The sequence below is a fragment of the Myxococcus sp. AB056 genome, assembly GCF_006547365.1.
GTDB classification, from domain to species: Bacteria; Myxococcota; Myxococcia; order Myxococcales; family Myxococcaceae; genus Myxococcus; species Myxococcus virescens.
The window spans coordinates 114,559-139,950 of the sequence record NZ_VHLB01000013.1 but is presented as its reverse complement, the minus strand read 5'-3'; the positions used below and the strand labels follow the sequence as shown (position 1 = coordinate 139,950).

Genomic DNA, 25,392 nt, shown 5'->3' with positions numbered 1-25,392 from the left:
GCGGCATCCTGCGCGAGGGCGGGGGACGCGAGCGAAACGAGCAGTGCCAGGGACCAGTGGCGCATGGAACCTCCGTGGGCGGCGGAGCCTAGCAGAGGACAGCGGGCGGGGCCCGGCGTCCGTGCGAGCGGGCGGTTTCAACACAGTCCTCGCATGTGGAGTCGGACGTTGGTATGGGGGCGCCCCGATGCCCAAGCGTACCGATATCCGCAAGGTTCTGGTGATTGGCTCGGGTCCGATTGTCATCGGGCAAGCCGTCGAGTTCGACTACTCCGGTACACAAGCCATCAAGGCACTCCGGGATGAAGGCGTGGAGGTGGTGCTGCTCAACAGCAACCCCGCCACCGTGATGACGGACCCTGAGTTCGCGCATCGCACCTACATCGAACCGATTACGGTGGAGGCGGCGGAGCGCATCCTCGCCTCGGAGCGGCCGGACTCACTCCTTCCCACCATGGGTGGCCAGACTGCGCTCAACCTCGCCAAGGCGCTGGCGGAGCAGGGCATCCTGGAGAAGTACGGCGTGCGCCTCATCGGCGCGTCCCTGGAAGCCATCAACAAGGCCGAGGACCGCCAGCTCTTCAAGGCGGCCATGCAGAAGATTGGCGTGGCCCTGCCCAAGAGCGGCTACGCGACGACGCTGGACCAGGCGATGAGCCTGGTGGAGGACATCGGCTTCCCGGCCATCATCCGCCCGTCCTTCACGCTGGGTGGCACCGGCGGTGGCATCGCGTACAACCGCGAGGAGTTCGAGACCATCTGCCGCTCGGGCCTGAAGGCCAGCCCCACCACCACCATCCTGGTGGAGGAGAGCGTGCTGGGCTGGAAGGAGTACGAGCTCGAGGTGGTCCGCGACACGGCGGACAACGTCATCATCGTCTGCTCCATTGAAAACCTGGACCCCATGGGCGTGCACACCGGTGACTCCATCACCGTGGCGCCCGCGCAGACGCTGACGGACCGCGAGTATCAGCGGATGCGGCAGGCGTCGCTGGCCATCATCCGGGAGATTGGCGTCGACACGGGTGGCTCCAACATCCAGTTCGGCATCAACCCGAAGGACGGCCGCATGGTCGTCATCGAGATGAACCCGCGCGTGTCGCGCTCCAGCGCGCTGGCGTCGAAGGCGACGGGCTACCCCATCGCGAAGATCGCCGCGAAGCTGGCGCTGGGCTACACGCTGGATGAGCTGCGCAACGACATCACCCGCGACACGCCGGCCTCCTTCGAGCCGACGCTGGACTACGTGGTGGTGAAGGTGCCGCGCTTCAACTTCGAGAAGTTCCCGCACGCGGACCGGACGCTGACCACGAGCATGCGCTCGGTGGGCGAGGTGATGGCCATTGGCCGCACCTTCCCGGAGGCGTACATGAAGGCGCTGCGCTCCATGGAGCTGGGCCGCGTGGGCCTGGAGTCCCCGGAGCTGCCGGCGGAGAAGGAGGAGCGGGAGAAGGTGCTGCGCGAGGCGCTGCGCATCCCCCGCCCTGAGCGTCCCTGGTTCGTGGCCCAGGCCTTCCGCGAAGGCATGACGGTGGAGGACGTGCACGCGCTCTCCGCCATCGACCCCTGGTTCCTTCGCTACATCCAGATGCTGGTGAACGAGGCGCAGTCGCTCCAGGAGTACGGGCGGCTGGACCAGCTCCCGGACGAGGTGCTCCGGCAGGCCAAGGCGCACGGCTTCTCCGACAAGTATCTGGGCCGGCTGCTCGGCTACCCGGCGGAAGAGGTGCGGGCGCACCGGCACGCGCGCAACATCCGGCCCGTCTACAAGCGGGTGGACACCTGCGCCGCGGAGTTCGAGGCGTACACGCCCTACCTGTACTCCACCTACGAGGAGGAGGACGAGGCGCCGCCCACGGACCGGCAGAAGGTGCTCATCCTGGGCAGCGGCCCCATCCGCATCGGCCAGGGCATCGAGTTCGACTACGCGTGCGTCCACGCCGCCTTCGCGCTGCGCGAGGCCGGGTACGAGACGGTGATGGTCAACTGCAACCCGGAGACGGTGTCCACCGACTACGACACGTCGGACCGCCTCTACTTCGAGCCGCTGACCATCGAGGATGTGCTCGAGGTGTCCCAGCGCGAGAAGCCGGTGGGCGCCATCGTCCAGTTCGGCGGCCAGACGCCGCTGCGCATCTCCGTGCCGCTGGAGAAGGCGGGCCTGCCCATCCTGGGCACGTCGCCGGACGCCATCGACCGCGCGGAGGACCGGGAGCGCTTCGCCGCGCTCATCGAGAAGCTGGGCCTGAAGCAGCCGGAGAACGGCGTCGCGCGCAGCCACGCGGAGGCCTTCAAGGTGGCCGAGCGCATCGGCTACCCCGTCATGGTGCGGCCCTCCTACGTGCTGGGCGGCCGGGCCATGGAGACCGTCTACGACGTGGCCAGCCTGGAGCGGTACATGCGCGAGGCGGTGAGCGCATCGCCCGAGCACCCGGTGCTCATCGACCGCTTCCTGAAGGAAGCCATCGAGGTGGACCTGGACCTGGTGGCGGACCGCACCGGCGCGGTGATGATTGGCGGCGTGCTGGAGCACATCCAGGAGGCGGGCGTGCACTCCGGTGACGCCGCGGCCACGCTGCCGCCGCACTCGCTGTCGCCGGACCTGGTGGAGCGGATGAAGGACCAGGCCATCGCCCTGGCACGCGAGCTGGGCGTGGTGGGCCTGATGAACGTGCAGTTCGCCATCCAGGGGAAGACCATCTACATCCTGGAAGTGAATCCGCGCGCGAGCCGCACGGTGCCCTTCATCTCCAAGGCCACCGGCGTGGCGATGGCGAAGATCGCCGCGCTCTGCATGGTGGGCAAGACGCTCGAGGAGCAGGGCGTCACGCAAGAGCCGGAGTTCAAGCACGTGGCGGTGAAGGAGAGCGTGTTCCCCTTCGCGCGCTTCGCGGGCGTGGACGTCATCCTCGGGCCGGAGATGAAGTCCACCGGCGAGGTGATGGGCCTGGCGAACGACTACGCGTCCGCCTTCGCCAAGAGCCAGCTCGCCGCGGGCGTGAAGCTGCCCAAGAGCGGCAAGGTGTTCATCTCCGTCAAGGATGACGACAAGCCGGCGGTGGTGGACCTGGCGCGGCGCCTGCGGAGCATGGGCTTCTCCCTCGTCGTCACCTCCGGTACGCACAAATACCTGACGACGAAGGGCATCGAGGCGCAGGTGGTGCAGAAGGTGACGGAGGGCCGCCCGAACATCGTCGACAAGATTGTCGACGGCGAAATCGTGCTGGTCATCAACACCACCTTCGGCAAGCAGGAGATCGCCGACAGCTTCTCCATCCGCCGCGAGTCGCTGATGCACTCGGTGCCGTACTACACGACGGTGCAGGCGGCGCGGATGGCGGTGGGCGCGCTGGAGTCGCTCAAGTGCACGGAACTGGAAGTGAAACCGCTCCAGGAGTACCTGGGCATCAACGCGGCGCCCCCGGGCACCCGGCGCTGAAACGCAGCGCTCGTTGGACGTGAGTCATGCGGCCCCGCTCCTCCTGGGAGTGGGGCCGTCTGCGTTTCAGGGCCGCCTCAGGCCGGTTGGTCCGTCACGAAGCCGCGCCAGTTGCGCATGTAGTTCACGAAGACGTCGGACAGGCCCTCGGCGTTGAGCGTGGAGTGGGACAGCGGCGGCACCTGGAGCGCGTCGCCTCGCTGCACGCGGCGCGGCCAGTCATGATTCGCGATGGCCGCTCGGCCCACGGCCACGGCGTCCGCGCCGCGCGCGAGCTGGGCCTCTGCCTCCTCGCGCGTGCGCACCTCACCCGCGACCACGATGCGGACACCGGTGCCCACGGCCTGCCGGAAGAGCGGCGTCGCGTGCTGGTCCGGCCGCTTCAAGGTGTTGTGGGCCGCCTTCCACAGGGACAGATGGAGGATGTCCACGCCCTCGCGCGTGAGCATGCGCGCGACCTCCAGCGACTCGTCCAGGTCCAGGCCCCTGGCCTGCCTCGCGTCCTCTGGCGACAGGCGCACGGCGAGGACCAGGGCGGGCGCCGCGCGCCGCACCGCGCGGACGGTCTCCTGAAGCAGGCGCCAGCGGTTCTCCAGCGAGCTGCCCCATCGGTCCTGCCGGCGGTTGAAGACGGTGCTCAGGAACTGCGAGAACAGGTAGCCGTGCGCCCCATGGAGTTCCACGGCGTCGAACCCCGCCTCGGCGCAGCGGCGCGCCGCGTTCGCGAAGGCCGCGATGACGCCCTCGATGTCGGCCTCGGTGGCTTCGCGGCAGTGGAGGCCGTCCGCGTCATACGCGCTGGCGCTCCACACCTCGCGCTGGCTGACCTCGGCGTTGGCGCGAAGTCCTCCGTGGAAGAGCTGCGCGGAGAGCAGGGCGCCTCCTTCATGGATGCGCGCGGCCATGCGCTTCAGTCCGGGCAGCATCGCGTCGTCGTGAACGCCCAGCTCACCCGGCCACGTCTTGCCGTCCTGGGAAACGTAGGCGGCGCACGTCTCCACCACGCCGAACCCGCCATCGGCGCGCATCGCGAGGAAGCGAAGCTCCGCATCGGAGAGCGTGCCATCGGGATGGCTCTGGGTGTTCGTCAGGGGCGCCAGCCAGATGCGGTTGGGCGCGATGACACCCTTTCGGAGCTCAAGGGGCGCGAACAGGTCGGTCATGACGGCATCTCGCTTTCGAAGTGGGCGGGTCCATTCGCTCGGGCTGATGGGGGCGCCAGGCCGCTTGCCTTGCCGCGCGGCGGCCTGCTTCCCCTTGACGTCGATGTCGCCCTGTGGGCCGGACTCGGGGCGCGGGTATAACCTGCGCCTCATGGCTCCGCATGGCCTCGTTCGAAAGCAGGGGCCGAGGGCAAAGCGTGGCTGGACGCCCGCGGACCCTGGCGGCTACGGTTCGCGCCGAGCTGTTTCCCCCCTTCGCCCGTGTCCATCTCCGCGACCGAGGAGAGCCGTTCATGCCGTCCCAGGCTGCCCCCGACTTCGACATTTCTTCCGTGGACGTGGAGGGGTTTCACCGTGAGTTGAAGGCGCTTCGTGAGCAACTGGACGCATCGCTGGGCGAGGCGGATGCGGCGCACCTCCGGAAGATTGAGCGCTGGGGTCGGGCGGCGACCGTGCTGGGGGCGGCGACCTGCTGGCTGGCGCCGAATCCGCTCAGCGCGGCGGCGCTCAGTGTCGGGCGCTCCACGCGTTGGCTGCTGATGCACCACGTGGGGCATCGGGGCTACGACCGGGTGCCGGGGCTTCCGGCGTCTCGCACGGGGAAGGGGTTCGCGAAGGGGAACCGCCGCTATCTGGACTGGCTCGACTGGATGTTGCCGGAGGCCTGGGTGTTCGAGCACAACGTGCTCCACCACTCGCACACTGGCGAGGATGCGGACCCCGACCTCCTGGAGCGCAACGCGGAGGGGACGCTGCGCAACCCGGAGCGCCCGCTGGCGCTGCGGTACGCGCAGCTCGCACTGCTCGCGCTGACGTGGCGGGCCAGCTACTACGCGCCGGAGACGCTCAGTTCGCTGCGCCGCAAGGGCCGGCGCAAGGGTGGAGAGCTGACGCGCGAGGAGCTGAAGGAGCTGCTGCTGAGCTGCTATCTGCCGTATTCGGCCGTGCAGTTCGGACTCTTCCCGGCGCTCTATCTGGTGCTGGGGCCGTGGGCGTCGTTCAGCGCGTTCTGCAACTCCGTGATGGCGGACATCCTCACCAGCCTGCACACGTTCCTGGTGGTGGGGCCGAACCACACGGGCGAGGACCTGTACCGGTTCGACTCGAAGCCGGAGAGCCGCGGCGAGCGCTACGTGCAGCAGGTGATTGGCAGCGCGAACTACCGCACGGGCGGGGACCTGAATGACTTCGCCCACCTGTGGCTGAACTACCAGATTGAGCACCACATCTGGCCGGACCTGCCGATGCTGAAGTACCGCGAGGTGCAGCCGCAGGTGAAGGCGCTTTGCGAGAAGTACGGCATCCCCTACGTGCAGGAGAGCGTCTGGACCCGCGCGAAGAAGATGGTGGATGTCGTGGTGGGCAAGACGTCCATGCGGAAGCTCGCGCCGAAGCGCCAGGACCGTGATGCCGGAGTGGCCGCTGCGCATGCTCCCGCGGCGTGAGGCAGGGACGTTCGGCTACTCGGTGTAGGCCGCGAGGTTCGCCAGGGTCGAGGTCAGTCCCTCGATGTGGTCTTCCTGGCGAATGCCCTCGGGCACGTTTTCACAGGTGACGGTGACGCGGGTTCCCCCGGCGACGGGCGTCAGCGTCCAGGTCATGGTCATCGTGCCCGCGTAGGCGGGGTCATCCGATTCGAACTCGAATCGCTGCACGACGCATTCGTTGGGGACGAGCTCCACGAAGAGGCCCTCGACGACGTCCTCGTGCGCGGAGGTCTTCCCGTGCGCGGTGTGGTCCGCGTTGTCGTAGGAGAGTGTCATCCGGTACATCCCGCCCGCGCGTGGCTCGAATGCGTGGATGCGGCCCTTCATGCCTTCCGGTGGGAGCCAGGTCGCCACGGCCTCGGGCTCCACGAAGGCCCGGTAGAGGGCTTCTGGCGAGGCCGCGATGACTCGCGAAGCCGTGTCGGTTCTCTTCCCGGAGCCTGTCGTGTTCGTCACGGGGGCATCCTGTTCGTGAGCGGTGCGGCTTACGCGCGCCGCGTGGTGCGTGTCAGCGTCTTCCGCGGCGGAGCTTCGGCGGCGTCGTGCCGGACGGCCTCGACATCCACCACGCGCGAGCCATCTGGCGGAACCGGTGGGCCCAGCGTCACCACGAGCACCCGGTAGGACTCCTCCAGCCGCTTGTGCAGCTTGGAGAAGATCAGCTGGGCGGTGCCGGGCATGTCCTCTGTGTACGTGAAGTACCAGCGCAGCTCGTCCAGGCGGCCGTAGAAGTGGTCCACCACGGCTTGTTCCTGTTCGGGCAGGTGGATGAGCTGGTCGAACGCGCCGTCGGCGTACCGTGACGCGATGGTGCCCAGGAGCGGTTCGCGGCTGCGCAGGCGGGAGAAGAGGGCGAACATTTCATCCCGGCGGGCATCGAGCCTGCGCATGATGCCCGCGGCGTCCATCGCGAGCAGGTTTCGGACGCGGGAGGCCATTTCATCGGCCTTCTTGCGACGAGCCATGGCGCGTCAGCCTAGCATCAGTAGACGCGCAACAAGTGGGACCGGCACACGAACCGTGGGTTGCGGAAGTCGATGACCTCGATTTCGCCCGTCGTCTCCTCGAAGCGTCCGGCCAGGACGCCAGCAGCGCTCGTCGCGGCGATGTACCAGGCGTCCTGTCCCTTCAGCTCCTTGAGCTTGCGCAGGTACACGACGCGGCCTTCCACGGCCCACAAGGTATGGATGCCGTCGGCTCGGACACCTCGCGCGCCAGCGGGTGGCGCAGCGAGCTTCGCCAGTGACGCCGGAATGGCGTTCAGGACGTAGGCATCGTAGGCCGGGTTGCCACTCAGCGAGATGAGCTTCGCATCGCGCAGGGTGCCATCCACCTCCTGCGTCAGCTCCAGCGTCACGACGAGCTTCGAGCCGCCACCAGTGGCCAGATGTTGGAGCTCCTGACCCGCCTGGGCCAAGAGGCGCGGACGCTCCATGGATTCGTCTCCGGCGCGCTGCTGGAGGTCGTAGAGCCGTTCGGTCGTGGTGGGCGCCTTCGGCGGTGGGCCGTCTCCTGGGTTGCCAGCCGCTCCGAAGCTGCTGGCTCGGAAAGCCCAGGCGGTCCCTGCCTGATTCAGCAGGCTGGTTCCTGGGAATACCGGCGCATCTTCGAGGCCCTTCTCGAGCGCCTCTCGAAGGCGGCTGAAATATGGGTCGATGAGACCGTTGGCGACGCGAAGCTGGGCCTGCTCGTCGACGATGAATTCCTCCACACGCTCCGCGACGATGGCCTCCTCCTGCGCGGCGAGCTGCTCACGGGAAGGGGCCGGGTCGCCAGGGCGCAACGTGCGTCCACTCGGTGTCCTTGAACCGGCGAGCGGCGCTCCTCCTGGCACCAGGAACGAGGGCAGGGGCTCGGCGCCAACCTGGAGTTGTTGCGGCCTGCGCGGGGCGTCCGGCGGCGCTGTGGTGGTCTCCGGCGCAGCACCCGTGTCGGGTGCGTCGAGAGGGGCAGGGGATGGCGCTGCGACGAGGCCATCCCCGGCCGGTGTCTTTCTCACCCGCTTTCCCTTGGGGCGAGGCGTGGACGCCGAAGGTGCAGGCTGCCGCGGGAGAGGTGGAGGTGTCAGCACAGGGGGCGTGGTGACGATGTCCACCTCGAGCGGCTTCGACGTGACGGCCCGGCGGGGTGCACGTTCCGGCGGGTCAACAGACCCCAGCAGCAAGAGCAGCCCCACGTGGATGACGAGCGATACCAGCGCGGCCCCGCCGAGTCGTCGCATCCTCCGCATCTCGACGCTCACGCTCCCTGGGGCGGTGTCTCCACGTCCTACCAGCATACCCAGCACGGACCTTGGCCTGGACACGCCTACGTCCCGCCGTGCGCGCCATTGCGTGCAGTCCCCATCAGGACATGGGGTGCGACCGTGCGGTGCCCAACGCAATGACTCACTGCGACAAGCGACTCCTTTACCGCCGTCTGTCTCGCGCGTCGGTTACGCTCGGTGCTTCGAGGCCACCATGAACAACGCTCCTGATGATGGCTGTCCGGCCGACCAGCGCTTGCTGCGGAGACCGGGGAGAACGATGCCAGACGCGCTCCGGCGGTTCGTCGCGGAGACCTGGGTCTTCCGCAGGCAGGAGGAACTGGAGGCGGGGCTGCGCTTCGCCCGATTGGCGGGAGCGCTCGAGCAACTGGCCACGCCCGAAACGCTGGTGGAACTCGCGCGCCGCGCTGCGGAGGACGAGCGGCGCCACGCGGGAATGTGCGAGCTGATGGCGCGCACCTACGGACAAGCGGTAATGCCCCCCGTTCCCCTGGTGGCACGGGAGACTGCTCCGCAAGCCCTCGGCTTCCGCGAGCGCGTGCTCTACGAAGTCGTCGCCGCCTGCTGCATCTCGGAGACGGAGAGCACGGCCGGATTGACCTCGGTGCTGGCCGTGGACGGACCACCCCGGGTGCGCGCGGTGCTTCGAGGCATCCTTCGGGACGAGGTCGCGCACAGCCGGCTGGGATGGGCCTACCTCGCGCATGCAGCCAAATCAGGCTCCGTGGCGTTCCTGTCGCCGTACCTGCCTGAGATGCTGGAGGAAAGCGTGTCGCCCAGGCTCTTCGCGAAGGGCCTGTCCGATGCGGAGGGTTCCATGCTCCTGGCGCACGGCGTGTTGCCGCATGCGCGCAAGCTCGAGGTGTTCATCCAGGCCCTGCACGACGTCGTCTTTCCCGGGCTGGAACGGTGCGGAGTGGACACCACTCCCGGACGGCAGTGGGTGGAGCATTGTCGTCAGCTGGGAGCCTAGCGGGCCCTGCTACGCTGGCGGCATGGTGCTCAAGATTGTGCAGGCAGGGGACCCGGTGCTGCGTCGGAAGGCGCGCGATTTGACGCCGGAGGAGATTGCCAGCCCGGAGACGGCGCGGCTCATCGAGCAGATGCGCGACACGATGCGGGACGCACCCGGCGTCGGGCTGGCGGCGCCCCAGGTGGGCGTAAGCCTGCGAGTCGTCGTCATCGAGGACCGGCCCGAGTATCAGGCAGGCCTCTCGGAGAGCGAGCGGGCGGCGCGAGGACGGAAGCCCGTTCCCTTCCACGTGCTCATCAATCCCAGGCTGGTGGTGGAGGACGCGGCACCCGCGGAGTTCCACGAAGGGTGTCTGAGCGTGTCGGGCTTCGCGGCCCTGGTGCCCCGTGCCTGCGCCGTGCGCGTGGAGGCACTCGACGAGCACGGCCAGCCCGTGACGGTCCAGGGCCGGGGCTGGTACGCACGCATTCTCCAACACGAGCTGGACCACCTGGACGGCACGCTCTACGTGGACCGGATGGAGACCCGGAGCTTCACCACCGCGGAGAACCATCGCCGGTACCAGGCGGGGCGCAGCACCGCGGAGCTGCGCGCCGAGCTGGGGCTGCCAGTGCCCGACAAGGGGTAGGGCACGACGTCTTTCGCGTCAGCCTTCGCGGCCGTGCGCCGCGGCCTTCAACTGGGCCGTGTCGACGCGGACGAAGATGGAATCACCCACCGCGGTCAGCGTCTCGCCCGCGAAGACTTCGCAGAGGACTCGGCTCTTGCGTCCGACTTCGCCCTCGACGCGTGCACGGAGGGTGAGCGGGACGCCCATGGGCGTGGGCTTGATGAACTTCACGCCCAGGCTACCGGTGACGCATTCGATGACCGGCGAGCTTCCAGGTGAGCGGCCCTCGGCGCGGTAGTGGTACGCCATGGCCGTCCAGTTCGAGTGGCAGTCGACCAGCATGGCAATCAGACCGCCGTAGACGAGCTCCGGCCAGCCGCTGTACCGGGCATCGGGCGTGTGGCGTGCCACCACGTGGATGCCGTCCTCATCCCAGTAGCTTTGGATGTGCAGGCCGTGAGGGTTCTTGCCGCCGCAGCCGTAACAGATGCCTTCTGGCGCGACGACTTCCTGGAGAGATGAGGTTTCCATATGGGGCCCTGATGGGAAGGGAGGCGCAACGATGCGCACATCCTGGCCCAGCAGGGGCCTTTCGTCGCGTGTCTCGTCCATGCCCAGGATAGTGTCCGTGCCGATGCTCACTGAAGTCCAGGCAGGTCCCTACACCGTTCGAGGCGTGTCCGTGGGCGGCGTGTACACGTCGCTCCAGGTCCCCGAGCTGGACGTCGTGCTCGACGTGGGGCTACCCATTCGCTCCTTCTGTGGCTCGGACCGCATCTTCTTGAGCCACGCGCACCCGGACCATGCCAGCGGGCTCGGCTCGTTGCTCGGCATCCGTCGGCTCATCGGCAAGGGCGCACCCCAGGTCTTCCTGCCCGCGGAGATCGAGGCGAACGTCCAGGCGTCGCTCGCCGTGATGTCGCGGCTGCACCACACCGCCATGGAGGTGCACACCGTGCCGATGTTGCCGGGGGACGTGCGGCCCCTGGGGCAAGGTCTGTTCGTCCGCGCGTTCCGGACGCATCACCCGGTGCCGTCGCTCGGCTACCAGTTCTTCCGCCGTGTCGCGAAGCTCCGCCTCGAGCACCAGTCACTCCCGCCTCAGGAAATCGCCAGACGGCGGCAAGCAGGCGAAGCGCTCTTCGACGAAGTGGAGCGGCTGGAGCTGGCCTATGCCACCGACACCCTGTCCCGCGTCCTGGACACGGAGCCGGGCCTCTTCGACTCGCGCGTGCTCATCCTCGAGTGCACCTTCGTCGACGCGCGCCACTCCGTGCAGGACGCTCAGGCGAAGGCGCATCTCCACCTAGACGAACTCCTCGCGCGCGCGGACCAGTTCCGCAACGAGGCCCTGGTCCTCATGCACTTCAGCCAGGCGCTTCCCCCTGAAGCCGTCCACGCCACGTTGCGCGCGCGACTGCCGCCGTCGCTGGCCGAACGCGTCCGTGTCTTCGCTCCCGAAGCGGGCCGTTGGTTCGGGTGAGCCGCGCCCGTGAAGTCCGCGTCGGAGCGCCAGACCCGGTACGGCAACGACGTGGCGGTGGTGCAGCGCTGACCTCCCGTCACTGTGTTGCACATGAATCGCGACTCGCCACGGCATACCTGTTAAAGCGCCGCGCATGAGCACGTCATCGCCCAGGCATGTTCTCGTGGCTGGGGCTGGAATTGGTGGACTCACGCTGGCTTGCGCGCTTCGGCGCGCGGGCCTCTCCGTCACTGTCTTCGAGCGCTCCGACGCCTTGAAATGGGTGGGCGCGGGCCTCACGGTCCAGATGAACGCCTCGGCGGCCCTGCGCCGCATCGGCCTGTGTGACGAGGTGGCCCAGGCCGGTACGTGTCCCACGGACAGCGCGATTCTGAAGCCGTCGGGCTCGGCGCTCACGCGGCTTCCGGTGACTCGAATTCAGGAGGAGCTGGGGCTGCCTCTGGTGTGTCTCCACAGGGCGCGGCTCCAGTCCGTGCTGCTGGCCCATGCGGGGGAGGAGAACGTCCAGATGGGGCTCACCGTGACGGCGTTTCACGACGATGGCCAGACGGTGACCGTGCGGTTGTCGGACGGCAGCTCGGTGACGGGCGATGCGCTGGTGGGCGCGGACGGGCTGCGCTCGGTGGTGCGTGGGGCGCTGCTGGGCGACGCGCCGTTGCGCTATTCGGGCTACACGAGCTGGCGGGGCGTGTGCTCAGACGTCCCGAGCGCGACGCCGGGACTTGTTTCAGAGACGTGGGGGCCTGGGGCGCGCTTCGGTGTGGTGCCCATTGGCTTCGGGCAAACGTACTGGTTCGCCACGCAGAATGCTCCGGCCGGAGGGCAGGATGCTCCCGGGGAGACACGGGCCCGGTTGCAGTCCCTCTTCGGCGGGTGGCACGCGCCCATCGCGGACCTGATTGCCGCGACGGATGAAGCGAACATCATCCGCACGGACATCCACGACCGGCCGCCCGCCAGCCGCTGGAGCCGGGGCCGGGTGACTTTGTTGGGAGACGCCGCGCACCCGATGACGCCCAACATGGGGCAGGGCGGGTGTCAGGCCATCGAGGATGCCGTGGTGCTGGCGGAGTTGCTGGCCGCGGAGGGCCCCGTGGACGCGGCGCTGGCGGCCTACGAGCAACGCCGGCTCGAGCGTGCCAACAGCTTCGTGACGCGTTCCTGGAGCCTGGGACGCGTGGCCCAGTGGGAGAGTTCAGCGGGGCGCTTCATTCGTAATGCACTCTTCCAACTCGTGCCTCGAGGGCTCGCCGCCCGGCAGGTCCGAGCGTTGGTGCACGACGCCGAGTAGGGCTCCCGAGGCGCGGTTTCTAGAGGTCCAGTCCAAGCAGCGCCCCCGCGAACGGGCCGTCGAGGGAAACCGTGAACGCGGCCGCATCAGGAGACGGCTGAAGCCCGGCCGCCTGTTCGAAGTAGCGCGTATAGCCCCCATGGACGCGCGCATGCACGTAGCGACTCAGCTTGACCTGGATCGCAGCCAGTCCGCCCGCGCCGAAGGCCCACTTGCGCATGCGGCCCTCGTAGAAGTTGTTGCCGCCAATGGGTGTGTAGCCCGGCTCCCCTGGCTGCACCTGACCAATCTGCCCCGTGGGCAGTGAGACCTCCGCCGCGCTGCCGAACGCGCTCACCCCGAGCGTCACGTGTCGTGTCAGCGAGAAGCGCTTCTCCAGCCCCGGCCGCAGCGCCAGGACCTGGACGTCACCACCCGCCAGGTACCAGTCGATGCCGTTCGTCCACCACCAGTCGCTCCGTTCGGAGCCACGGAGGAGGTTGAAGTGGAGTCCGCCGGAAAGGCGCGCGGCTCGGCTCCGGGCGTTCACCGTCTTCACCCGTGAACGCAGCGTTGGCACCTCCGTCGCGGGATGCCGCATCGGAGACAGCGTCCCACCGACCTCCACCGCGAGCTGTGGCGGCGGGAGCGTCGCTTCCTGCTCTGGGGGCGGCTCTGCGCCCAGGGCTGGAGAGGACAGGCAGGCAGACATCAGCAAGCCGATGGTGGACACCGCGCGAGTGACGCACATGAGGCTTCCTCCCGGGGGGATGAATGCTTCCGCCGGAACCCTGGTGGAAGTCCCGGCCCCCCGGGGCTGTTTCGCGGTGGAACCCGGGCCTGCTCAGAGCCCGGCCACCTTCGCCGCGCTCGTCACCACGTAGTCCATCGCCAGCTCCTGCTGAGAGCGGGGCGACGCCGTCAGCTCGAAGCGGACGATGCCATCCTCGCTGACGCGCGCGGGCGCGGGCTTGGTGCTCTCCCGCTGCAACTGGATTTCCACCGACTCCACCTCGGAGACGGGAATCCGTTCCTCGATGGCCACCGGCACCGCCTTCGCGCCCATGTTGGAGAGGAACAGCCGCACCTTGTGTGTCGTCACCTTGCGGCCGGTGAGCCGGCTGGTCTCCCGCCCCACGTCCTCCGTTCGCGCCACGCGCAGCGCGTCATCGCTGCCGAAGCCCAGCTTCACTCGCTCGCCCTTGCCGGTGAAACGCAGCTGCGCACGCCCCACATAGCCGTGGGTACGCACCAGCTTCACGGGGCCCGCGAGCAACACCGTGGGGCCCGTGTTGTCGAACCGGGCCACCCGGTGCACCAGGGGGGACTGCTCCGGCATGGCTACCAGTTCGGAGGCCGCGGGTGCGGTGAACTGGAACAGGGGCACGCGGTAGGGCTCGCCGTCCGGTGGCACACTGGCCCGATGCGGGGCCGTCACCGTCAGCGGTTCGCCTCCGTCGTCCATGCCCGGTAGCGCATCCTCCCGCCGGGCAGCGCCGGGCTCGCCCGCGGTCTGGATGACCTCCTCACGGATGGCCACCTCCACCACCTGCTTCTCGCGCTCCGTCTTGTCCCGCAGCCACAGCCGGTCCTCCTGGAGTCGCGGCGGCGTGGCGCCCAGCGTGGGCCGCGCGGTGGAGAACGCCAGCTCCACGTCCTTCCACTCCTCACCGGTGCGCTGCCAGACGACGGCCTCGCACTCCAGTGTGACGGACTCACCGGAGGCTTCGCGGGACAGCGTGGCGCGGTAGGAAGGTCGCCAGGCCGTGCAGGGCACCAGGTACGTGACGGACAGCGTGGCGGGCCCGCCCGTGGGGTGGCCTACCTCCAGCTCGGCCTGGGTGTCGACCGTTGGCTCCAAGAGCTCGACAGCCGTCTGCGAGGCCCGTGCTTCGTCGAGCTGTTCCCGCAGTCGCAGCGTCCGGCGCGCAGCCTCTCGGAGCGCCGAGTCCGCCGACAGTTGCTCGCGGCGCACCGTCTCCAACTGCTCCCGCCACGTCTCCGGCCGCGACTGTCCGGCGCCTGCCTGCTCGGAGATGGCGCGGTGGACATCGGCGCGCGCGGTGTCCAACAGCCGCAGCCGCGCCGCCAGCCGGGTTTCGTCCGCGACCACGCGCCGGAGCTCCTGCTCCAGCTCCGCGACGCGCTTGCCGAGCGCCGTGCGGTGTTCTCGCTCGGCCTCGGGGGGTTGCGGCTTCGTCGCCCGGCGGATGCGTGCCTGGGAGATGGTGCCACCCGCGACCTTCGCCTGGAGCGAGCGGTCCACGGCGAGCGGGGACAGTCCCTGGATGACCAGTCGCTGCGTTCCCACGGACAGGGGAATCTCCCCCCGCCGCTCGACGAGCGCCCGGTCCTCGAGGACGGTGACCTTGACCACGGGCAGGATGAAAGGGGTGCCCATCATGTCCTCCGGTTGCCGCCGCCGAGCATCTTGTTGCCCGGAATCTTGACGGTCCATGTCGCTTTCAGCGTCTGCGCTTCACCTGGCTGGAGCACCACGCGCCACGCGCGCTCGCCCTCCACCTTCGCTTCTCCGGGCAAGGGCAGGCGCTTCTGCCAGAGCGGGGCCACTTCCAACTCCTCCACCTTGATGTCCTTCTCCGTGTTGACGGGAACGGTGGGCACGCGCTCGCACACCTCGACCAGGACGCGATTGCTCAGCCGGTTGGCCAGCTCCACCGACACGTGGTGCGTCAGCATCGTCGAGCCGCCGAACATGCCGCCCGTCGCCTCGTCGAACCGCGTGTTGCGCGCGACCTTGATGGACTCCTCCACACCGAGCCCCAGCCGCTGGGTCGAGCCCGGGGCCATGGTCGGCAGGGGAGACGTCATCAGGAACTCGTTCTCCAGCGTGACGTCCACGGGACCTGCCAGCAGCGGATACGGCGTCCGGTTCTCCACGCGCACCGTGCGGAACGCACGCGTCTCCACGGAGGGGACGCAGACGTATTCCGCGGACAGCCCCACTGGCACCGACAACACCGGCACCGTGTGCCACGCTCCATCCGAAGGCACGTCCGCGCGCGTCTCCACATCGAAGCGCGCATCGAAGTGAGGCGAGGACGTGCGTGGCGGCTGGGACCACGCCGGCGCGGGGGCCGCCCATATGGAAGAGGTCTCCTGCAGACTCAGGGCGACTCGCACGGTGATGTCGATCTGCGCGTGGACCTCCGCCAGGGCCACCAGCTCCCGGGTGAGGTGCCCGGGGCGCGGTTGCAGCCTGCCGCGCGCGCCCAGGTCATCCGCGGGCGGCATGGTCAGGCGGTCGTAGTCCAGCAGCGCGTCGGAGGGCTCCTGCCTCGGAGGTGTTCGCTCGCCACCGCCACCACCACCGCCCAGCGAGGCGGGATCCATGCTGAGCCCGTCTTCGTCATCGTCGAATGAACTCTCGGGCGCCTCCTCGAGCTCGGCCGGAGGTGGCGGTCGGCGCGCGCGCGACATCAGGCCACCGCCTCGCGGTCGCGCTCGCGTCTCCTCGTCCTCGGGGGCAGCGGCACTGGGACGCATCGGAGCGCTTCGAGGGACCGTTGACGGCGGAGGCGGTGGCGCGGCCGCTTCCGGCATGGCGACGTCGGGCTTGGGCGCGATGGGCATGGCACTGCGCTTGTTCTTCCGGGGCTGCTCGAGGCCGGCGGGCATGGGCTCGGGCTCGGCTGGGAGCTCGGGCTGAACCGGCGTGGGCGTCCGCGTGGCGTCGTAGCCCGCGAACAGTTCCTCGAGCCCCGGTGGCGCCTCCCTCCAGCCCGAACGCGCGGGAGCCGGTTGATGGCGGCCAATGCGCAGTGCCTTCAGCTCGGGGACTTCCGCATGCCGGGCGAGGTCCGCGGTGGAGACGGCGAGCTTCACCCCCGTCCAGTCCTCGCCGGTGCGTTGGAGCACGGAGGCGCGCATGCGCAGCGTTCCCTCTTCCAGCGTGCGCGGCAGGCGCAAGTCGTAGGTGGGCACCCAGCGCGCCCCCTGGACGGCGTATTCGAGCGCGAGCCGCGCCCCCGGGTCCGCGGGAAGGGGGCCCGACAGCGTCAGCACGACCGCGCGGTACACGCGGGCGCGTTGGCCTCGCACGGACGAAGAGGCTTCGGCGACGCGGTTGCGCCGCAAGCGCAGCTCGGCTTCGGCGTCACGCTGCTGCCGCTCCAGGTCCAGCTTCCGCGAATGGAGCGCGGCGAGCTCGGTGTCCACGAAGGACATGAGCGTCAGCAGCGCGGACACGGGGGCCTCACGGGGCTCCTGCGCTTCCTTCGGCCGGGGCGGAAACCCGGGGGACAGCTTCGACAGCGCGTCCAGTTCCTGTCCCACGCGCGCGAGCTGTTGGGTGAGGTCGGAGAGGCGGTGCTCGGCTTCCTCCAGGGCGCGGTGCTCCGCGGGCACGTCGACTTCTGGCGGAAGCTGGACGTCGTAGGTGGGACGAAGGTCGCGCACGGCGAGTCCCGACGGGCCGTGCACCACGGACGCCCGAAGCGAGCCGGGTTGCAACGACAGGGGCAATCCATTGATTCGCACCTGCGTGGGCAACATCCCTCCCGCCGTGGGAATCGTGGCGACCCGCGTACAAAGCGCCCCCTCCGCGTGGACGGTGACGGCTTCGAGGTTCGATGTGACGACGAGCATGGCTGCTCACCGTAATCGAGGTGTCTGATAAAAATCAGTCCCCCCAGACAAAAGGCACCAACCCGTGAGGTCGGGATGCCCTTGGGCCGGATTGACGACACGCTGCATTGGAGCTAGCGCGTCTCAGCTCTTCTCGGTGCTCGCCACGGGCGGAGACTGGGGCCGCTGACGCTTCAAGGGGCGGCCCACGCAGTCACGCCCCGGCTTCGGCTCGCGGGTGCTGCGCGGGCGGTACTCCCAATGCCAGGGCTCGGAGCGCACCGTGCGCTTGAAGCCGAAGCGGCACGCATTCGACACGAGCCAGTCATAGGTCGGTGTCTTGACGCCGCCGATGACCAGGTCCACCGCGAGGCCGCGTTGATGGTTGGAGCGCCCGGGCCGTGCCGCCTGGGGCCCCTTGCCCTTGCGGTAGCGCTCATAGAGCCGGCGCTGCTTCGCGGGAGAGCGGTATCCGCTGTGGACCCAGAGGTAGATGTTCTTCGAACGCGCTTCGGCCTTCATCCGTCGGTACGCGTCCGCGGCGTCGGCATGAAGCAACTGCCCGTTCTTGAGACGAACGAGCCGACTGTCCTTCGCCTCACTTCGCCGGGGCTTTGCGTCGCCGGCGACGGCTTGGGGCGCGAACAGACACAGCAGGATGAAGACTCCCCAGCGGAGCAGCGCGAGCGACATGTTTGGACGCCGGCCCCGTGGCCGGAATCCGAACTTTCGCGCGTCTGTGCCTCGACGCAAGCAGACGGGAGGGCGAGCGCCTGTTCAGAACAGTTTCAATTGCGCGTCCGGAGTCTTCACTTCGCGCGGAGGCAACGGCTGGAACCCATGTGCGCGGGCCCACGCCTCACTGGGGCCCGTCCAATGGTGTGACGCCATCCGGACGTGGTCGCGCTCGTCGAAGGTGACGCCCTCCGCCTCCAGGGCCTCGCGCTGTCCGTAACCCGAGGTGCTGATGCCACCCGTGCGGTTGATGACGCGCTGCCAGGGCACGCTGTCCGCGCGGGCGCCCAACGCGCCCAGTGCATGTCCCACGACGCGGGCATCGCAGCCATCACCGACGATGGCGGCGATGTCCCCATATGTGGCCACCTGCCCATGCGGCACCTGGGCGGTGACGGTGTAGATGCGCTCGAAGTAGTCGCGCTCGTCGCGTGGCGGTGTGGACATTTGGGAGGGCTCAGCCGCTGCGCGAGCCTAGCCCGGTGGCTTCGCCCGCGCGCAGGCGCTCATGCAGCGTACGGGTGAGCAGGTACCAGAACTGCACGTTGCCCACACTCAGGATGTCGCCGTCGCGCAGCACGACCTCGCGGACACCCAGGGAGCGGGCGTTGAGGAAGGTGCCGTTGGTGGAGCCCAGGTCCTGCACGGTGCAGCGCTGGTCGGCTTCGTTCCACCGCAGCTCCGCGTGCATCTTGGACACGGACGCGTCGTCGACGACCAGGTCGCAGTCCATGCGGCGGCCAATGCGCAGCCGGTCGGTGGCGTTGAGCGGCGGCAGGGTGGCCACGCGCAGGTGTTCGAACTCGAACAGCAAGGCCAGCATGCCCTGTTCGATTTCCGAGGGCGCCGCCATGCGGGTAGGGGCGAGCACGGCGGTCGAGGCCTCGGAAGGCGGGCGCTGGATGAGTGCGAAAGGCCCCAGTTGACGCTGGAAGGCACTGGAGGGCAGGGCGGCACCGAGCCCGCGCAATTCCTGGACGGACAACACGGGGGGCAGACTAGCGGGTCAAAGGGCGCACGCCCAGCCCATCCCCCCGTTCCCTGTACGGGTTTCATTGACCAACTTGTCAGTGGTTCCTTACATTGGGCTTTTGTTTGGTCGCGGGGGCCGGGCTCCGGAAGAGGAGCGCCGGCCCTCCATCTTATTTGAACCTGGGAGTGGTGGAAGGAGCTGTGTCGATGAGCAGCGGGAGCGACAACATCCCGATGACCCCGTCCGGACTGCGCAAGCTGAAGGAGGAACTGAAGCACCTCCAGTCCGTCGAGCGGGGGAAGATCTCGCGCGAGATCGAGGTCGCTCGCGCACACGGTGACCTGCGCGAGAACGCGGAGTACCACGCGGCGAAGGAGAAGCAGTCGCACATCGAGGGGCGCATCCTGACCCTCAACGACTGGATTGCGCGTGCGGAGGTCATCGACCCGTCGAAGCTGGGCGGCGACAAGGTCATTTTCGGGGCGACGGTGGACCTGCTCGATACCGAAACCGACAAGCCGGTGAGCTACCGGCTCGTGGGGGAGATCGAGGCAGACCTGAAGAAGCGGTGGATTGCCGTCACCTCGCCGGTGGCGCGGGCGCTCATCGGCAAGAAGGTGGGTGACATCGCCACGGTTCAGAGCCCCGGCGGCGTGCGCGAACTGGAAGTCCAGCAGATCCGCTTCGAGGAGCCGGAGGAAGAGGCCTCGGCGAGCCAGAGCTGAGCCTCGGAAGCCGCAGTGAGTTGCCGGGGGAGCGGGCCAGGGCTCGCTTCCCCGGTCTCGTTTTGTGGGAGACGTCATCCTCGTTCCGTAGGATGTACGGCGGAACCCCCGCGTGAACCACCCGCTCGCCAGCCTTGTTGGACCCCTCCGGTACGTGTGCCAGCGCGACTTCGCGATGCTGGCCACGGTGAAGTCATTGCGCCCGGTGTTGGAGCGCGCGCTTGCTGGGGCCAGTGGCGTGGATGCACGGGCACTCGACCACTTGAGGGCCGCGCTGCCTGACGTGGACCACGCCATGCCCGAGCGCCGCAAGGCCGCGCTGCGGCGAGTCGTGGCCGGGCTGAAGGTCAGCGGGCTGGAGTTGCCCGCGGAGCTGCACGGCGTGACGATGGAGTGCGCGGTTCCGGCTCGGCCGAGGTCCACGCAGGGCGCTCCGGTGGGCGCGGGAGGCACGACGCCCCCGGGGTATGTGCCGCCCTGGAAGTCGGCGGAGCCGCTGCCCACGTCGGGCCCGCTGCCGGACGCACCTCGAGGACCGGCTGCGCGTGGAGCCTCGGCCCCCGCGCGCGGAAGCGGCGTTGAGGGCCCCATGCCGCGCATGAGTCCTGAGGGGCCGCGGGGACGTCAGGCCGGAATGGACTCGGACCTCCTGCCTGCCCGTCCACCGCGGATGGCGCCGACGACGCGGCCTCCGCAGTCGAACGTCGCCGCGCCGCAGCCCGCCACCGGGCGGCAGGCCGCGCCGTCGTCTCGGGCGAAGCCGGGTCTCCGTCAGGCCGCGCTCGACACCGGGCCAGAGGCGGTGCCCGGAGCGAAGACGCGCAAGGAGAAGGCGCAGCGAAAGAAGAAGCGGGCGGTCGCGGCGGAGGCCTCTCGCTCCGAGGCGAAGCTCCTCTCCATCGCGCCGCGCTCCGGGCCGCTGGCGTCGCCGCTGAAGACGCTGGGCAAGCGGCTGGGGCCCAGGCTCGTCTCGGCGCTCGACAAGAAGGGGCTGCGCCGCATGGGCGACATCCTCTTCATGCTGCCGCGCTGCTACGAAGACCGCCGCCAGCTGCGCACCATCGCGGAGCTGGAGCCCGGCGAGCGAGGCGTCACGGTGGGCATCGTCAAGGTGGCCGACTTCGTGGCGGGCCGACAGGGCCGGCGCATGTTCCGCGCCGTCGTGGGGGACCGCTCGGGCAGCATCGCCGCTACGTACTTCAACGCGGGCCCCTGGTTGAAGAGCCGGTTCACCGTGGGCAAGCGCATCGTCCTCTCCGGCGAGGTCCGCGCCACCATGTCGGGCCGGGAGATGCCCCATCCGGAAATCGAACCGGCGGAGGACATCGAGTCCACGACGTCGGTCCACTTCAACCGCATCGTCCCCGTGTATCCGGGCTTCGAGCGCGGCGAGCAGCGCTCGTTCCGTGAGCTGACCTCCCGCGTAGGCGAGCAGTACGCGCACGAGCTGGATGACCCGCTGCCCGCCGACCTGCGCCGCCGCTTGGACCTGATGGGCCTGCCGGACGCGCTGCGCTTCATCCACTTCCCGCCAGGGGACGCGGACCTGGAGGCGCTCGACGCGCACCAGAGCCCCGCGCACCGGCGGCTCGCCTTCGACGAGCTGTTCTTCCTCCAACTGGGCATGGCGCTCAAACGGCAGGGCGTGAAGGCGGAGGTCGGCATCTCCTTCGACGTGTCTGAGCCCCGGCTGGCGAAGGCGCGCAACGCGCTGCCGTTCCAGCTCACCGGCGCGCAGGCGCGGGTGGTGGAGGAACTCTGCTGGGACATGGCGCGCCCGGAGCCCATGAACCGGCTGGTCCAGGGAGACGTGGGCAGCGGCAAGACGGCGGTGGCCATGGTCTCCGCCCTCATCGCGCTGCAGGCCGGCTACCAGGTGGCCGTCATGGCCCCCACGGAAATCCTCGCTGAGCAGCACGAGCGCAACTTCCGCAAGGTGATGGAACCGCTGGGCTACCGCGTGGGCCTGGTGAGCGCGGCGGGCACGGCGAAGGCCAAGCGCCAGGTGCGTGAGGCCGTGGCCCGAGGCGAAATTCATCTGGCCGTGGGCACGCACGCGCTGCTTCAGGCAGACGTCTCCTTCGAACGCCTGGGCCTGGTCGTCATCGACGAACAGCACCGCTTCGGCGTGCTCCAGCGCCACACGCTGATGAGCAAGGGGCCCAAGCCGGATGTGCTGGTGATGACGGCCACGCCCATTCCCCGCACGCTGGCCATGACGCTGTACGGCGACCTGGACCTGTCCGTCATCGACCAGCTTCCGCCGGGCCGCACGCCCATTCAGACGCGGGTGTTCAACGACAAGCAGCGCGCGCTCGTCTACGAGTCCGTGGGCGCGCAGTTGGCCAAGGGGCACCAGGCCTACGTCGTCTACCCGCTGGTGGAGGAGTCGGAGAAGCTGGACCTGGAGGACGCCACGCGCGGCGTGGAGAAGCTCCGGAAGGTGTTCCCCGACGCGAAGGTGGGGCTGCTGCACGGACGGATGAAGGCGGAGGAGAAGGACTCCGTCATGGAGGACTTCCGCGAGAAGCGCCTGCACCTCCTCGTCTGCACCACGGTGGTGGAGGTGGGCGTGGACGTGCCCAACGCCTCCGTGATGGTGGTGGAATCCGCCGAGCGCTTCGGCCTGTCACAGCTTCACCAGCTCCGGGGCCGGGTGGGGCGCGGCGCGGCGGCGAGCTTCTGCCACCTGGTGGCCGGAAGCGCCCGCTCCTGGGAGTCCGCCGAGCGCCTGACGGTGATGGAGCAGAGCAGCGACGGCTTCGTCATCGCGGAGAAGGACCTGGAGATTCGAGGCCCGGGTGAATTCCTGGGCACGCGCCAGAGTGGCCTGCCCGAGCTGGCGGTGGCCAACCTGGCGCGGGATGGCGACCTGCTCTCCATGGCGCAGTCCGAGGCCCGGCGCATCCTGGAGAAGGACCCGGACATGAAGGCGAAGGAGAACCAGGGCCTCGTGAAGGCGCTCGAGGAACGCTGGGAAGGGCGGCTTGCGCTCGCGCGGGTGGGTTAGGGCGCCTGTCATGACTAGGCTAGGGGCATGGGTGACTGGGGACGGGCCGACTACCTGTCGCGGCACGGCATCAAGGACGCGCGAGTCCTGGAGGCCATCGCTCGGCTGAACCGCGCGGACTTCGTGCCGGAGGATCTGCGCGAAGAGGCGAGCGCGGACTCGCCGCTGCCCATCGGGCACGGGCAGACCATCAGCCAGCCCTACGTCGTGGCGCTGATGACGGAGGCGCTCCAACTGCGGGGGGACGAGCGGGTCCTCGAAATCGGCACCGGTTCTGGCTACCAGACGGCGCTGCTGTCCCTGCTGTGCAGAGAGGTCTACTCGGTGGAAATCGTCCCCGAGCTGGCCCAATCGGCGCGAGAGGTGTTGCGGCGGCAGGGCTGCGAAAACGTCTCGTTCCGGGAAGGAGACGGCTCACTGGGCTGGCCGGAGCAGGCGCCCTTCGACGCCATCCTCGTCGCCGCGGCGCCACCAGACGTTCCGCTTCAGCTCCTTTCACAGCTCAAGCCGGGCGGACGCATGCTCATTCCGGTGGGGCCCCAGGGGGGCACCCAGCAACTGCTGCGAATCCAGCGCGCCCTCCGGCCCGGAGAGGTGCCCCAGGTGGAGTCCCTGCTGCCGGTTCGCTTCGTTCCCATGACGGGGCAGCCGCTCTCGCAGGGGTGACCTCCTGGGCTCGGGTGGCTCCTGACCCAGCGAGGCGGGAAGCAGGCTCTCTATCCGCTTGCTCGCCATGTCGGCGGCGGCCCGCTAACGTTCGCACATCATGATTATCTGTCCGCTCTGCGACCACGTTCAGCCCGAAGGGACGGAGTGCGACGTCTGCGGCAAGCGGTTCCCCGCGGCTGTGGCGGAGACCGCGCCCATCGCGACGTTGCCGGAGCTGGAGGTGACACCGCATGCCGGAGGCCGCGCGCCGGTGGTCGCGGCCGTGTTGCCCGACCTGGACGTGACGCGGCTCCGGTCCGGGCCCGATCTGCCGGCGCAGGTGGTTCCCGACCTGCAACTGACACGCGCCCGGGACATGGGGGCCGTTCCGGTGACGCCCATGCCCGAGCTGGACACCGGGCGTGCCCCGGACGATGGCGTTCGCACCGCCGCGCCGTTGGGCGCCGTCGTCTGCCGTTACTGCCGCATCACCCAGGCGGAGGGGCTGCTCTGCGACAACTGCGGCATGCGCCTGCCCCGGGCGAAGCCCACCGTGGCAGCGGCGCCTGGGAGACCTTCTGGCGACGACGATGGCTGGCGCTCTTGCGCATCGTGTCATACTCGCGTGCGGCCCGGTAAGGCCTGTCCGGAGTGTGGCACGCGGGCACAGGAGGAGGCATGAGCGAGGAGTCGGCTTCGGATTTCCGCGCGGAGTACGCGTGCAGTGAGGGCTGTGACTTCCGCGCCTCGCTGATGGACGTGGTGTACCGGTGCCCGCGCTGCGGCGGCCTGCTGGAAGTCGCGCACGACGTGAAGGCCCTGCGCACGGTATCCGCGGCGGAATGGAAGCGCCGTTTCGAGACGCGCTTCGGCTCCGCGCGCCTGCCGGATGGCTCGGGCGTGTGGGGCAAGCGGGAGTGGGCGTATCCGCAGCTACCGGCGGAGGACATCGTCTCGCTCGGCGAGGGCCGCGTGCCGCTCAAGCCGTTGCCGCGCATGGCGGCGGAGCTGGGGCTGGCCGCGCTGGACTTGAAGGAGTGCGGCGTCTCGCCCACGGGCAGCTTCAAGGACTGGGGGATGACGGTCCTGGTCTCCGCGGTGAAGCACATGCGCGCCCGGGGCGTTCCGCTGCGCGCGGTGGCGTGTGCCTCCACGGGCGACACGTCCGCGGCGCTCTCCGCCTACTGCGCGGCGGCGGGGATTCCGGCGGTGGTGTTCCTGCCGCGCGACAAGGTGTCGCTCGCGCAGCTCGTGCAGCCCATTGCCAATGGGGCGCGGGTGCTGTCGCTGGACACGGACTTCGACGGCTGCATGAAGCTGGTGCAGGCGGTGACGGCGGACACGGGGCTGTACCTGGCCAACTCGATGAACTCGCTGCGCATCGAAGGCCAGAAGATGGTCGCCGTGGAGCTCTGCCAGGACCTGGGCTGGGAGCCGCCGGACTGGGTGGTGATTCCCGGCGGCAACCTGGGCAATGCCAGCGCCTTGGGCAAGGGCTTCGAGCTGATGCTGTCGCTGGGCCTCATCAGCCGCCGGCCGCGCATCGCCGTGGCGCAGGCCCAGAAGGCCAATCCATTGGCGCGCTCGTTCCGGGGTGGCTTCCAGGAGCTGGTGCCCCTGCAGGCCGAGCCCACGCTGGCGTCGGCCATCCAGATTGGCAACCCGGTGTCATTCAAGCGCGCGGTGAAGGTGCTCAAGGCGTTCGACGGCGTGGTGGAGGACGCCAGCGAGTCCGAGCTGGCCAACGCCGCCGCGCGGGCGGACCGCGAGGGGACCTTCACCTGTCCGCACACGGGCGTGGCGCTGGCGGCGCTGGAGAAGCTGGTGGCGCAGGGCGTGATTGCCCGGGGCTCGCGCGTGGCGGTGGTGTCCACCGCGCACGGCCTGAAGTTCGCCGACTTCAAGGTGGGCTACCACCGCGGCGCGCTGGCGGAGGTGACGAGCCAGTTCGCCAACCCGCCCGTGGAGCTGCCGGCGACGCTGGACGCGGTGAAGGGCGCACTGGCGGACCTGGGCTGAA

22 protein-coding genes are annotated in these 25,392 nt (G+C 69.2%); 11 read left to right on the top strand and 11 right to left on the bottom strand.

From position 1 onward, the window contains the following. The first annotated feature begins 187 nt into the window (after positions 1 to 187). Complete coding sequence (carB, locus tag FMP39_RS08950; RefSeq protein WP_141589534.1) at positions 188 to 3,439, top strand: carbamoyl-phosphate synthase large subunit; 3,252 nt, start codon at positions 188 to 190, stop codon at positions 3,437 to 3,439. 77 nt (positions 3,440 to 3,516) lie between these two features. On the opposite strand, the gene FMP39_RS08945 is transcribed toward carB, so the two are convergent. Beyond that, positions 3,517 to 4,602 carry an NADH:flavin oxidoreductase gene (locus FMP39_RS08945; protein ID WP_141589533.1) on the bottom strand — a complete coding sequence of 362 codons (1,086 nt, stop codon included), beginning with the start codon at positions 4,600 to 4,602 and terminating at the stop codon, positions 3,517 to 3,519. A gap of 293 nt (positions 4,603 to 4,895) precedes the next feature. On the opposite strand from FMP39_RS08945, the gene FMP39_RS08940 reads away from it, so the two are divergent. After that, a complete protein-coding gene (locus tag FMP39_RS08940) occupies positions 4,896 to 6,047 on the top strand; it encodes a fatty acid desaturase (protein WP_141589532.1) in 1,152 nt (383 codons plus the stop codon). 15 nt (positions 6,048 to 6,062) lie between these two features. On the opposite strand, the gene FMP39_RS08935 is transcribed toward FMP39_RS08940, so the two are convergent. The 3 genes from FMP39_RS08935 to FMP39_RS08925 are packed head-to-tail and all read right to left on the bottom strand — an operon-like array spanning position 6,063 to position 7,872. Beyond that, the gene (locus FMP39_RS08935) at positions 6,063 to 6,545 is read right to left on the bottom strand and encodes an SRPBCC family protein (protein WP_141589531.1); all 483 of its coding nucleotides are present in this window, start codon (positions 6,543 to 6,545) and stop codon (positions 6,063 to 6,065) included. Positions 6,546 to 6,574: 29 nt separating this feature from the next. Next, the gene (locus FMP39_RS08930) at positions 6,575 to 7,054 is read right to left on the bottom strand and encodes a hypothetical protein (protein ID WP_011553425.1); all 480 of its coding nucleotides are present in this window, start codon (positions 7,052 to 7,054) and stop codon (positions 6,575 to 6,577) included. Positions 7,055 to 7,071: 17 nt separating this feature from the next. After that, positions 7,072 to 7,872 (bottom strand): TonB C-terminal domain-containing protein, encoded by an 801-nt coding sequence (locus FMP39_RS08925; RefSeq protein ID WP_141589530.1) that lies wholly within the window; start codon positions 7,870 to 7,872, stop codon positions 7,072 to 7,074. A 742-nt stretch (positions 7,873 to 8,614) separates the two neighbouring features. On the opposite strand from FMP39_RS08925, the gene FMP39_RS08920 reads away from it, so the two are divergent. Beyond that, positions 8,615 to 9,328, top strand: coding sequence for a ferritin-like domain-containing protein (locus FMP39_RS08920; protein WP_228557819.1), 714 nt, complete (start codon positions 8,615 to 8,617; stop codon positions 9,326 to 9,328). A 22-nt stretch (positions 9,329 to 9,350) separates the two neighbouring features. Continuing rightward, a complete protein-coding gene (def, locus tag FMP39_RS08915) occupies positions 9,351 to 9,956 on the top strand; it encodes a peptide deformylase (protein WP_141589528.1) in 606 nt (201 codons plus the stop codon). An 18-nt stretch (positions 9,957 to 9,974) separates the two neighbouring features. On the opposite strand, the gene FMP39_RS08910 is transcribed toward def, so the two are convergent. Then, a complete protein-coding gene (locus tag FMP39_RS08910; protein WP_141589527.1) occupies positions 9,975 to 10,469 on the bottom strand; it encodes a PaaI family thioesterase in 495 nt (164 codons plus the stop codon). Positions 10,470 to 10,572: 103 nt separating this feature from the next. Here FMP39_RS08910 and FMP39_RS08905 point away from each other — a divergent pair, with 103 nt between their 5' ends. Both FMP39_RS08905 and FMP39_RS08900 read left to right on the top strand, forming a co-directional pair. Continuing rightward, on the top strand, positions 10,573 to 11,421 hold the full coding sequence (locus tag FMP39_RS08905) for an MBL fold metallo-hydrolase (protein ID WP_194858304.1): 849 nt from the start codon (positions 10,573 to 10,575) through the stop codon (positions 11,419 to 11,421). Positions 11,422 to 11,557: 136 nt separating this feature from the next. Next, the gene (locus FMP39_RS08900; protein ID WP_141589525.1) at positions 11,558 to 12,715 is read left to right on the top strand and encodes an FAD-dependent monooxygenase; all 1,158 of its coding nucleotides are present in this window, start codon (positions 11,558 to 11,560) and stop codon (positions 12,713 to 12,715) included. Positions 12,716 to 12,734: 19 nt separating this feature from the next. Here the strand turns inward: FMP39_RS08900 and FMP39_RS08895 are convergent, their stop codons facing one another. The 6 genes from FMP39_RS08895 to FMP39_RS08870 all read right to left on the bottom strand — a co-directional run bounded on the left by FMP39_RS08895 (position 12,735) and on the right by FMP39_RS08870 (position 19,004). Continuing rightward, positions 12,735 to 13,445, bottom strand: a complete 711-nt coding sequence (locus tag FMP39_RS08895) for a hypothetical protein (RefSeq protein ID WP_141589524.1) — start codon at positions 13,443 to 13,445, stop codon at positions 12,735 to 12,737. 93 nt (positions 13,446 to 13,538) lie between these two features. Further along, positions 13,539 to 15,095, bottom strand: coding sequence for a DUF4139 domain-containing protein (locus FMP39_RS08890; RefSeq protein WP_141589545.1), 1,557 nt, complete (start codon positions 15,093 to 15,095; stop codon positions 13,539 to 13,541). Further along, positions 15,095 to 17,302, bottom strand: a complete 2,208-nt coding sequence (locus FMP39_RS08885; protein WP_141589523.1) for a mucoidy inhibitor MuiA family protein — start codon at positions 17,300 to 17,302, stop codon at positions 15,095 to 15,097. Before FMP39_RS08885 ends, FMP39_RS08890 begins: the two co-directional genes overlap by 1 nt. 123 nt (positions 17,303 to 17,425) lie before the next feature. Further along, positions 17,426 to 17,974 (bottom strand): D-alanyl-D-alanine carboxypeptidase family protein, encoded by a 549-nt coding sequence (locus tag FMP39_RS08880; protein ID WP_194858303.1) that lies wholly within the window; start codon positions 17,972 to 17,974, stop codon positions 17,426 to 17,428. Positions 17,975 to 18,058: 84 nt separating this feature from the next. Next, positions 18,059 to 18,463 carry an MGMT family protein gene (locus tag FMP39_RS08875; protein ID WP_141589521.1) on the bottom strand — a complete coding sequence of 135 codons (405 nt, stop codon included), beginning with the start codon at positions 18,461 to 18,463 and terminating at the stop codon, positions 18,059 to 18,061. 10 nt (positions 18,464 to 18,473) lie between these two features. After that, a complete protein-coding gene (locus FMP39_RS08870) occupies positions 18,474 to 19,004 on the bottom strand; it encodes an FHA domain-containing protein (protein WP_141589520.1) in 531 nt (176 codons plus the stop codon). Between the two features lie 191 nt (positions 19,005 to 19,195). Between FMP39_RS08870 and greA the strand changes: the two genes are divergently transcribed. The 5 genes from greA (at position 19,196) to thrC (ending at position 25,391) form a co-directional block, all read left to right on the top strand. Further along, the gene (greA, locus tag FMP39_RS08865) at positions 19,196 to 19,714 is read left to right on the top strand and encodes a transcription elongation factor GreA (protein WP_141589519.1); all 519 of its coding nucleotides are present in this window, start codon (positions 19,196 to 19,198) and stop codon (positions 19,712 to 19,714) included. 112 nt (positions 19,715 to 19,826) lie between these two features. Beyond that, a complete protein-coding gene (gene recG / locus FMP39_RS08860) occupies positions 19,827 to 22,724 on the top strand; it encodes an ATP-dependent DNA helicase RecG (RefSeq protein WP_228557818.1) in 2,898 nt (965 codons plus the stop codon). A gap of 27 nt (positions 22,725 to 22,751) precedes the next feature. Continuing rightward, on the top strand, positions 22,752 to 23,390 hold the full coding sequence (locus FMP39_RS08855) for a protein-L-isoaspartate(D-aspartate) O-methyltransferase (RefSeq protein WP_141589518.1): 639 nt from the start codon (positions 22,752 to 22,754) through the stop codon (positions 23,388 to 23,390). Positions 23,391 to 23,490: 100 nt separating this feature from the next. Further along, the gene (locus tag FMP39_RS08850; protein WP_011553441.1) at positions 23,491 to 24,054 is read left to right on the top strand and encodes a hypothetical protein; all 564 of its coding nucleotides are present in this window, start codon (positions 23,491 to 23,493) and stop codon (positions 24,052 to 24,054) included. Next, positions 24,051 to 25,391 carry a threonine synthase gene (gene thrC / locus FMP39_RS08845; protein ID WP_141589517.1) on the top strand — a complete coding sequence of 447 codons (1,341 nt, stop codon included), beginning with the start codon at positions 24,051 to 24,053 and terminating at the stop codon, positions 25,389 to 25,391. Before FMP39_RS08850 ends, thrC begins: the two co-directional genes overlap by 4 nt. The last annotated feature ends 1 nt before the right edge of the window (position 25,392 follow it).

What these genes read in the sequence shown, in the direction of transcription:
- carB (WP_141589534.1), top strand. Translation starts at nt 188, where the DNA reads ATGCCCAAGCGTACCGATATCCGCAAGGTTCTGGTGATTGGCTCGGGT.
- FMP39_RS08945 (WP_141589533.1), bottom strand. Translation starts at nt 4,602, where the DNA reads ATGACCGACCTGTTCGCGCCCCTTGAGCTCCGAAAGGGTGTCATCGCG.
- FMP39_RS08940 (WP_141589532.1), top strand. Translation starts at nt 4,896, where the DNA reads ATGCCGTCCCAGGCTGCCCCCGACTTCGACATTTCTTCCGTGGACGTG.
- FMP39_RS08930 (WP_011553425.1), bottom strand. Translation starts at nt 7,054, where the DNA reads ATGGCTCGTCGCAAGAAGGCCGATGAAATGGCCTCCCGCGTCCGAAAC.
- FMP39_RS08920 (WP_228557819.1), top strand. Translation starts at nt 8,615, where the DNA reads ATGCCAGACGCGCTCCGGCGGTTCGTCGCGGAGACCTGGGTCTTCCGC.
- def (WP_141589528.1), top strand. Translation starts at nt 9,351, where the DNA reads ATGGTGCTCAAGATTGTGCAGGCAGGGGACCCGGTGCTGCGTCGGAAG.
- FMP39_RS08910 (WP_141589527.1), bottom strand. Translation starts at nt 10,469, where the DNA reads ATGGAAACCTCATCTCTCCAGGAAGTCGTCGCGCCAGAAGGCATCTGT.
- FMP39_RS08905 (WP_194858304.1), top strand. Translation starts at nt 10,573, where the DNA reads ATGCTCACTGAAGTCCAGGCAGGTCCCTACACCGTTCGAGGCGTGTCC.
- FMP39_RS08900 (WP_141589525.1), top strand. Translation starts at nt 11,558, where the DNA reads ATGAGCACGTCATCGCCCAGGCATGTTCTCGTGGCTGGGGCTGGAATT.
- FMP39_RS08895 (WP_141589524.1), bottom strand. Translation starts at nt 13,445, where the DNA reads ATGTGCGTCACTCGCGCGGTGTCCACCATCGGCTTGCTGATGTCTGCC.
- FMP39_RS08890 (WP_141589545.1), bottom strand. Translation starts at nt 15,095, where the DNA reads ATGGGCACCCCTTTCATCCTGCCCGTGGTCAAGGTCACCGTCCTCGAG.
- FMP39_RS08885 (WP_141589523.1), bottom strand. Translation starts at nt 17,302, where the DNA reads ATGCTCGTCGTCACATCGAACCTCGAAGCCGTCACCGTCCACGCGGAG.
- FMP39_RS08880 (WP_194858303.1), bottom strand. Translation starts at nt 17,974, where the DNA reads ATGTCGCTCGCGCTGCTCCGCTGGGGAGTCTTCATCCTGCTGTGTCTG.
- FMP39_RS08875 (WP_141589521.1), bottom strand. Translation starts at nt 18,463, where the DNA reads ATGTCCACACCGCCACGCGACGAGCGCGACTACTTCGAGCGCATCTAC.
- greA (WP_141589519.1), top strand. Translation starts at nt 19,196, where the DNA reads ATGAGCAGCGGGAGCGACAACATCCCGATGACCCCGTCCGGACTGCGC.
- FMP39_RS08855 (WP_141589518.1), top strand. Translation starts at nt 22,752, where the DNA reads ATGGGTGACTGGGGACGGGCCGACTACCTGTCGCGGCACGGCATCAAG.
- FMP39_RS08850 (WP_011553441.1), top strand. Translation starts at nt 23,491, where the DNA reads ATGATTATCTGTCCGCTCTGCGACCACGTTCAGCCCGAAGGGACGGAG.
- thrC (WP_141589517.1), top strand. Translation starts at nt 24,051, where the DNA reads ATGAGCGAGGAGTCGGCTTCGGATTTCCGCGCGGAGTACGCGTGCAGT.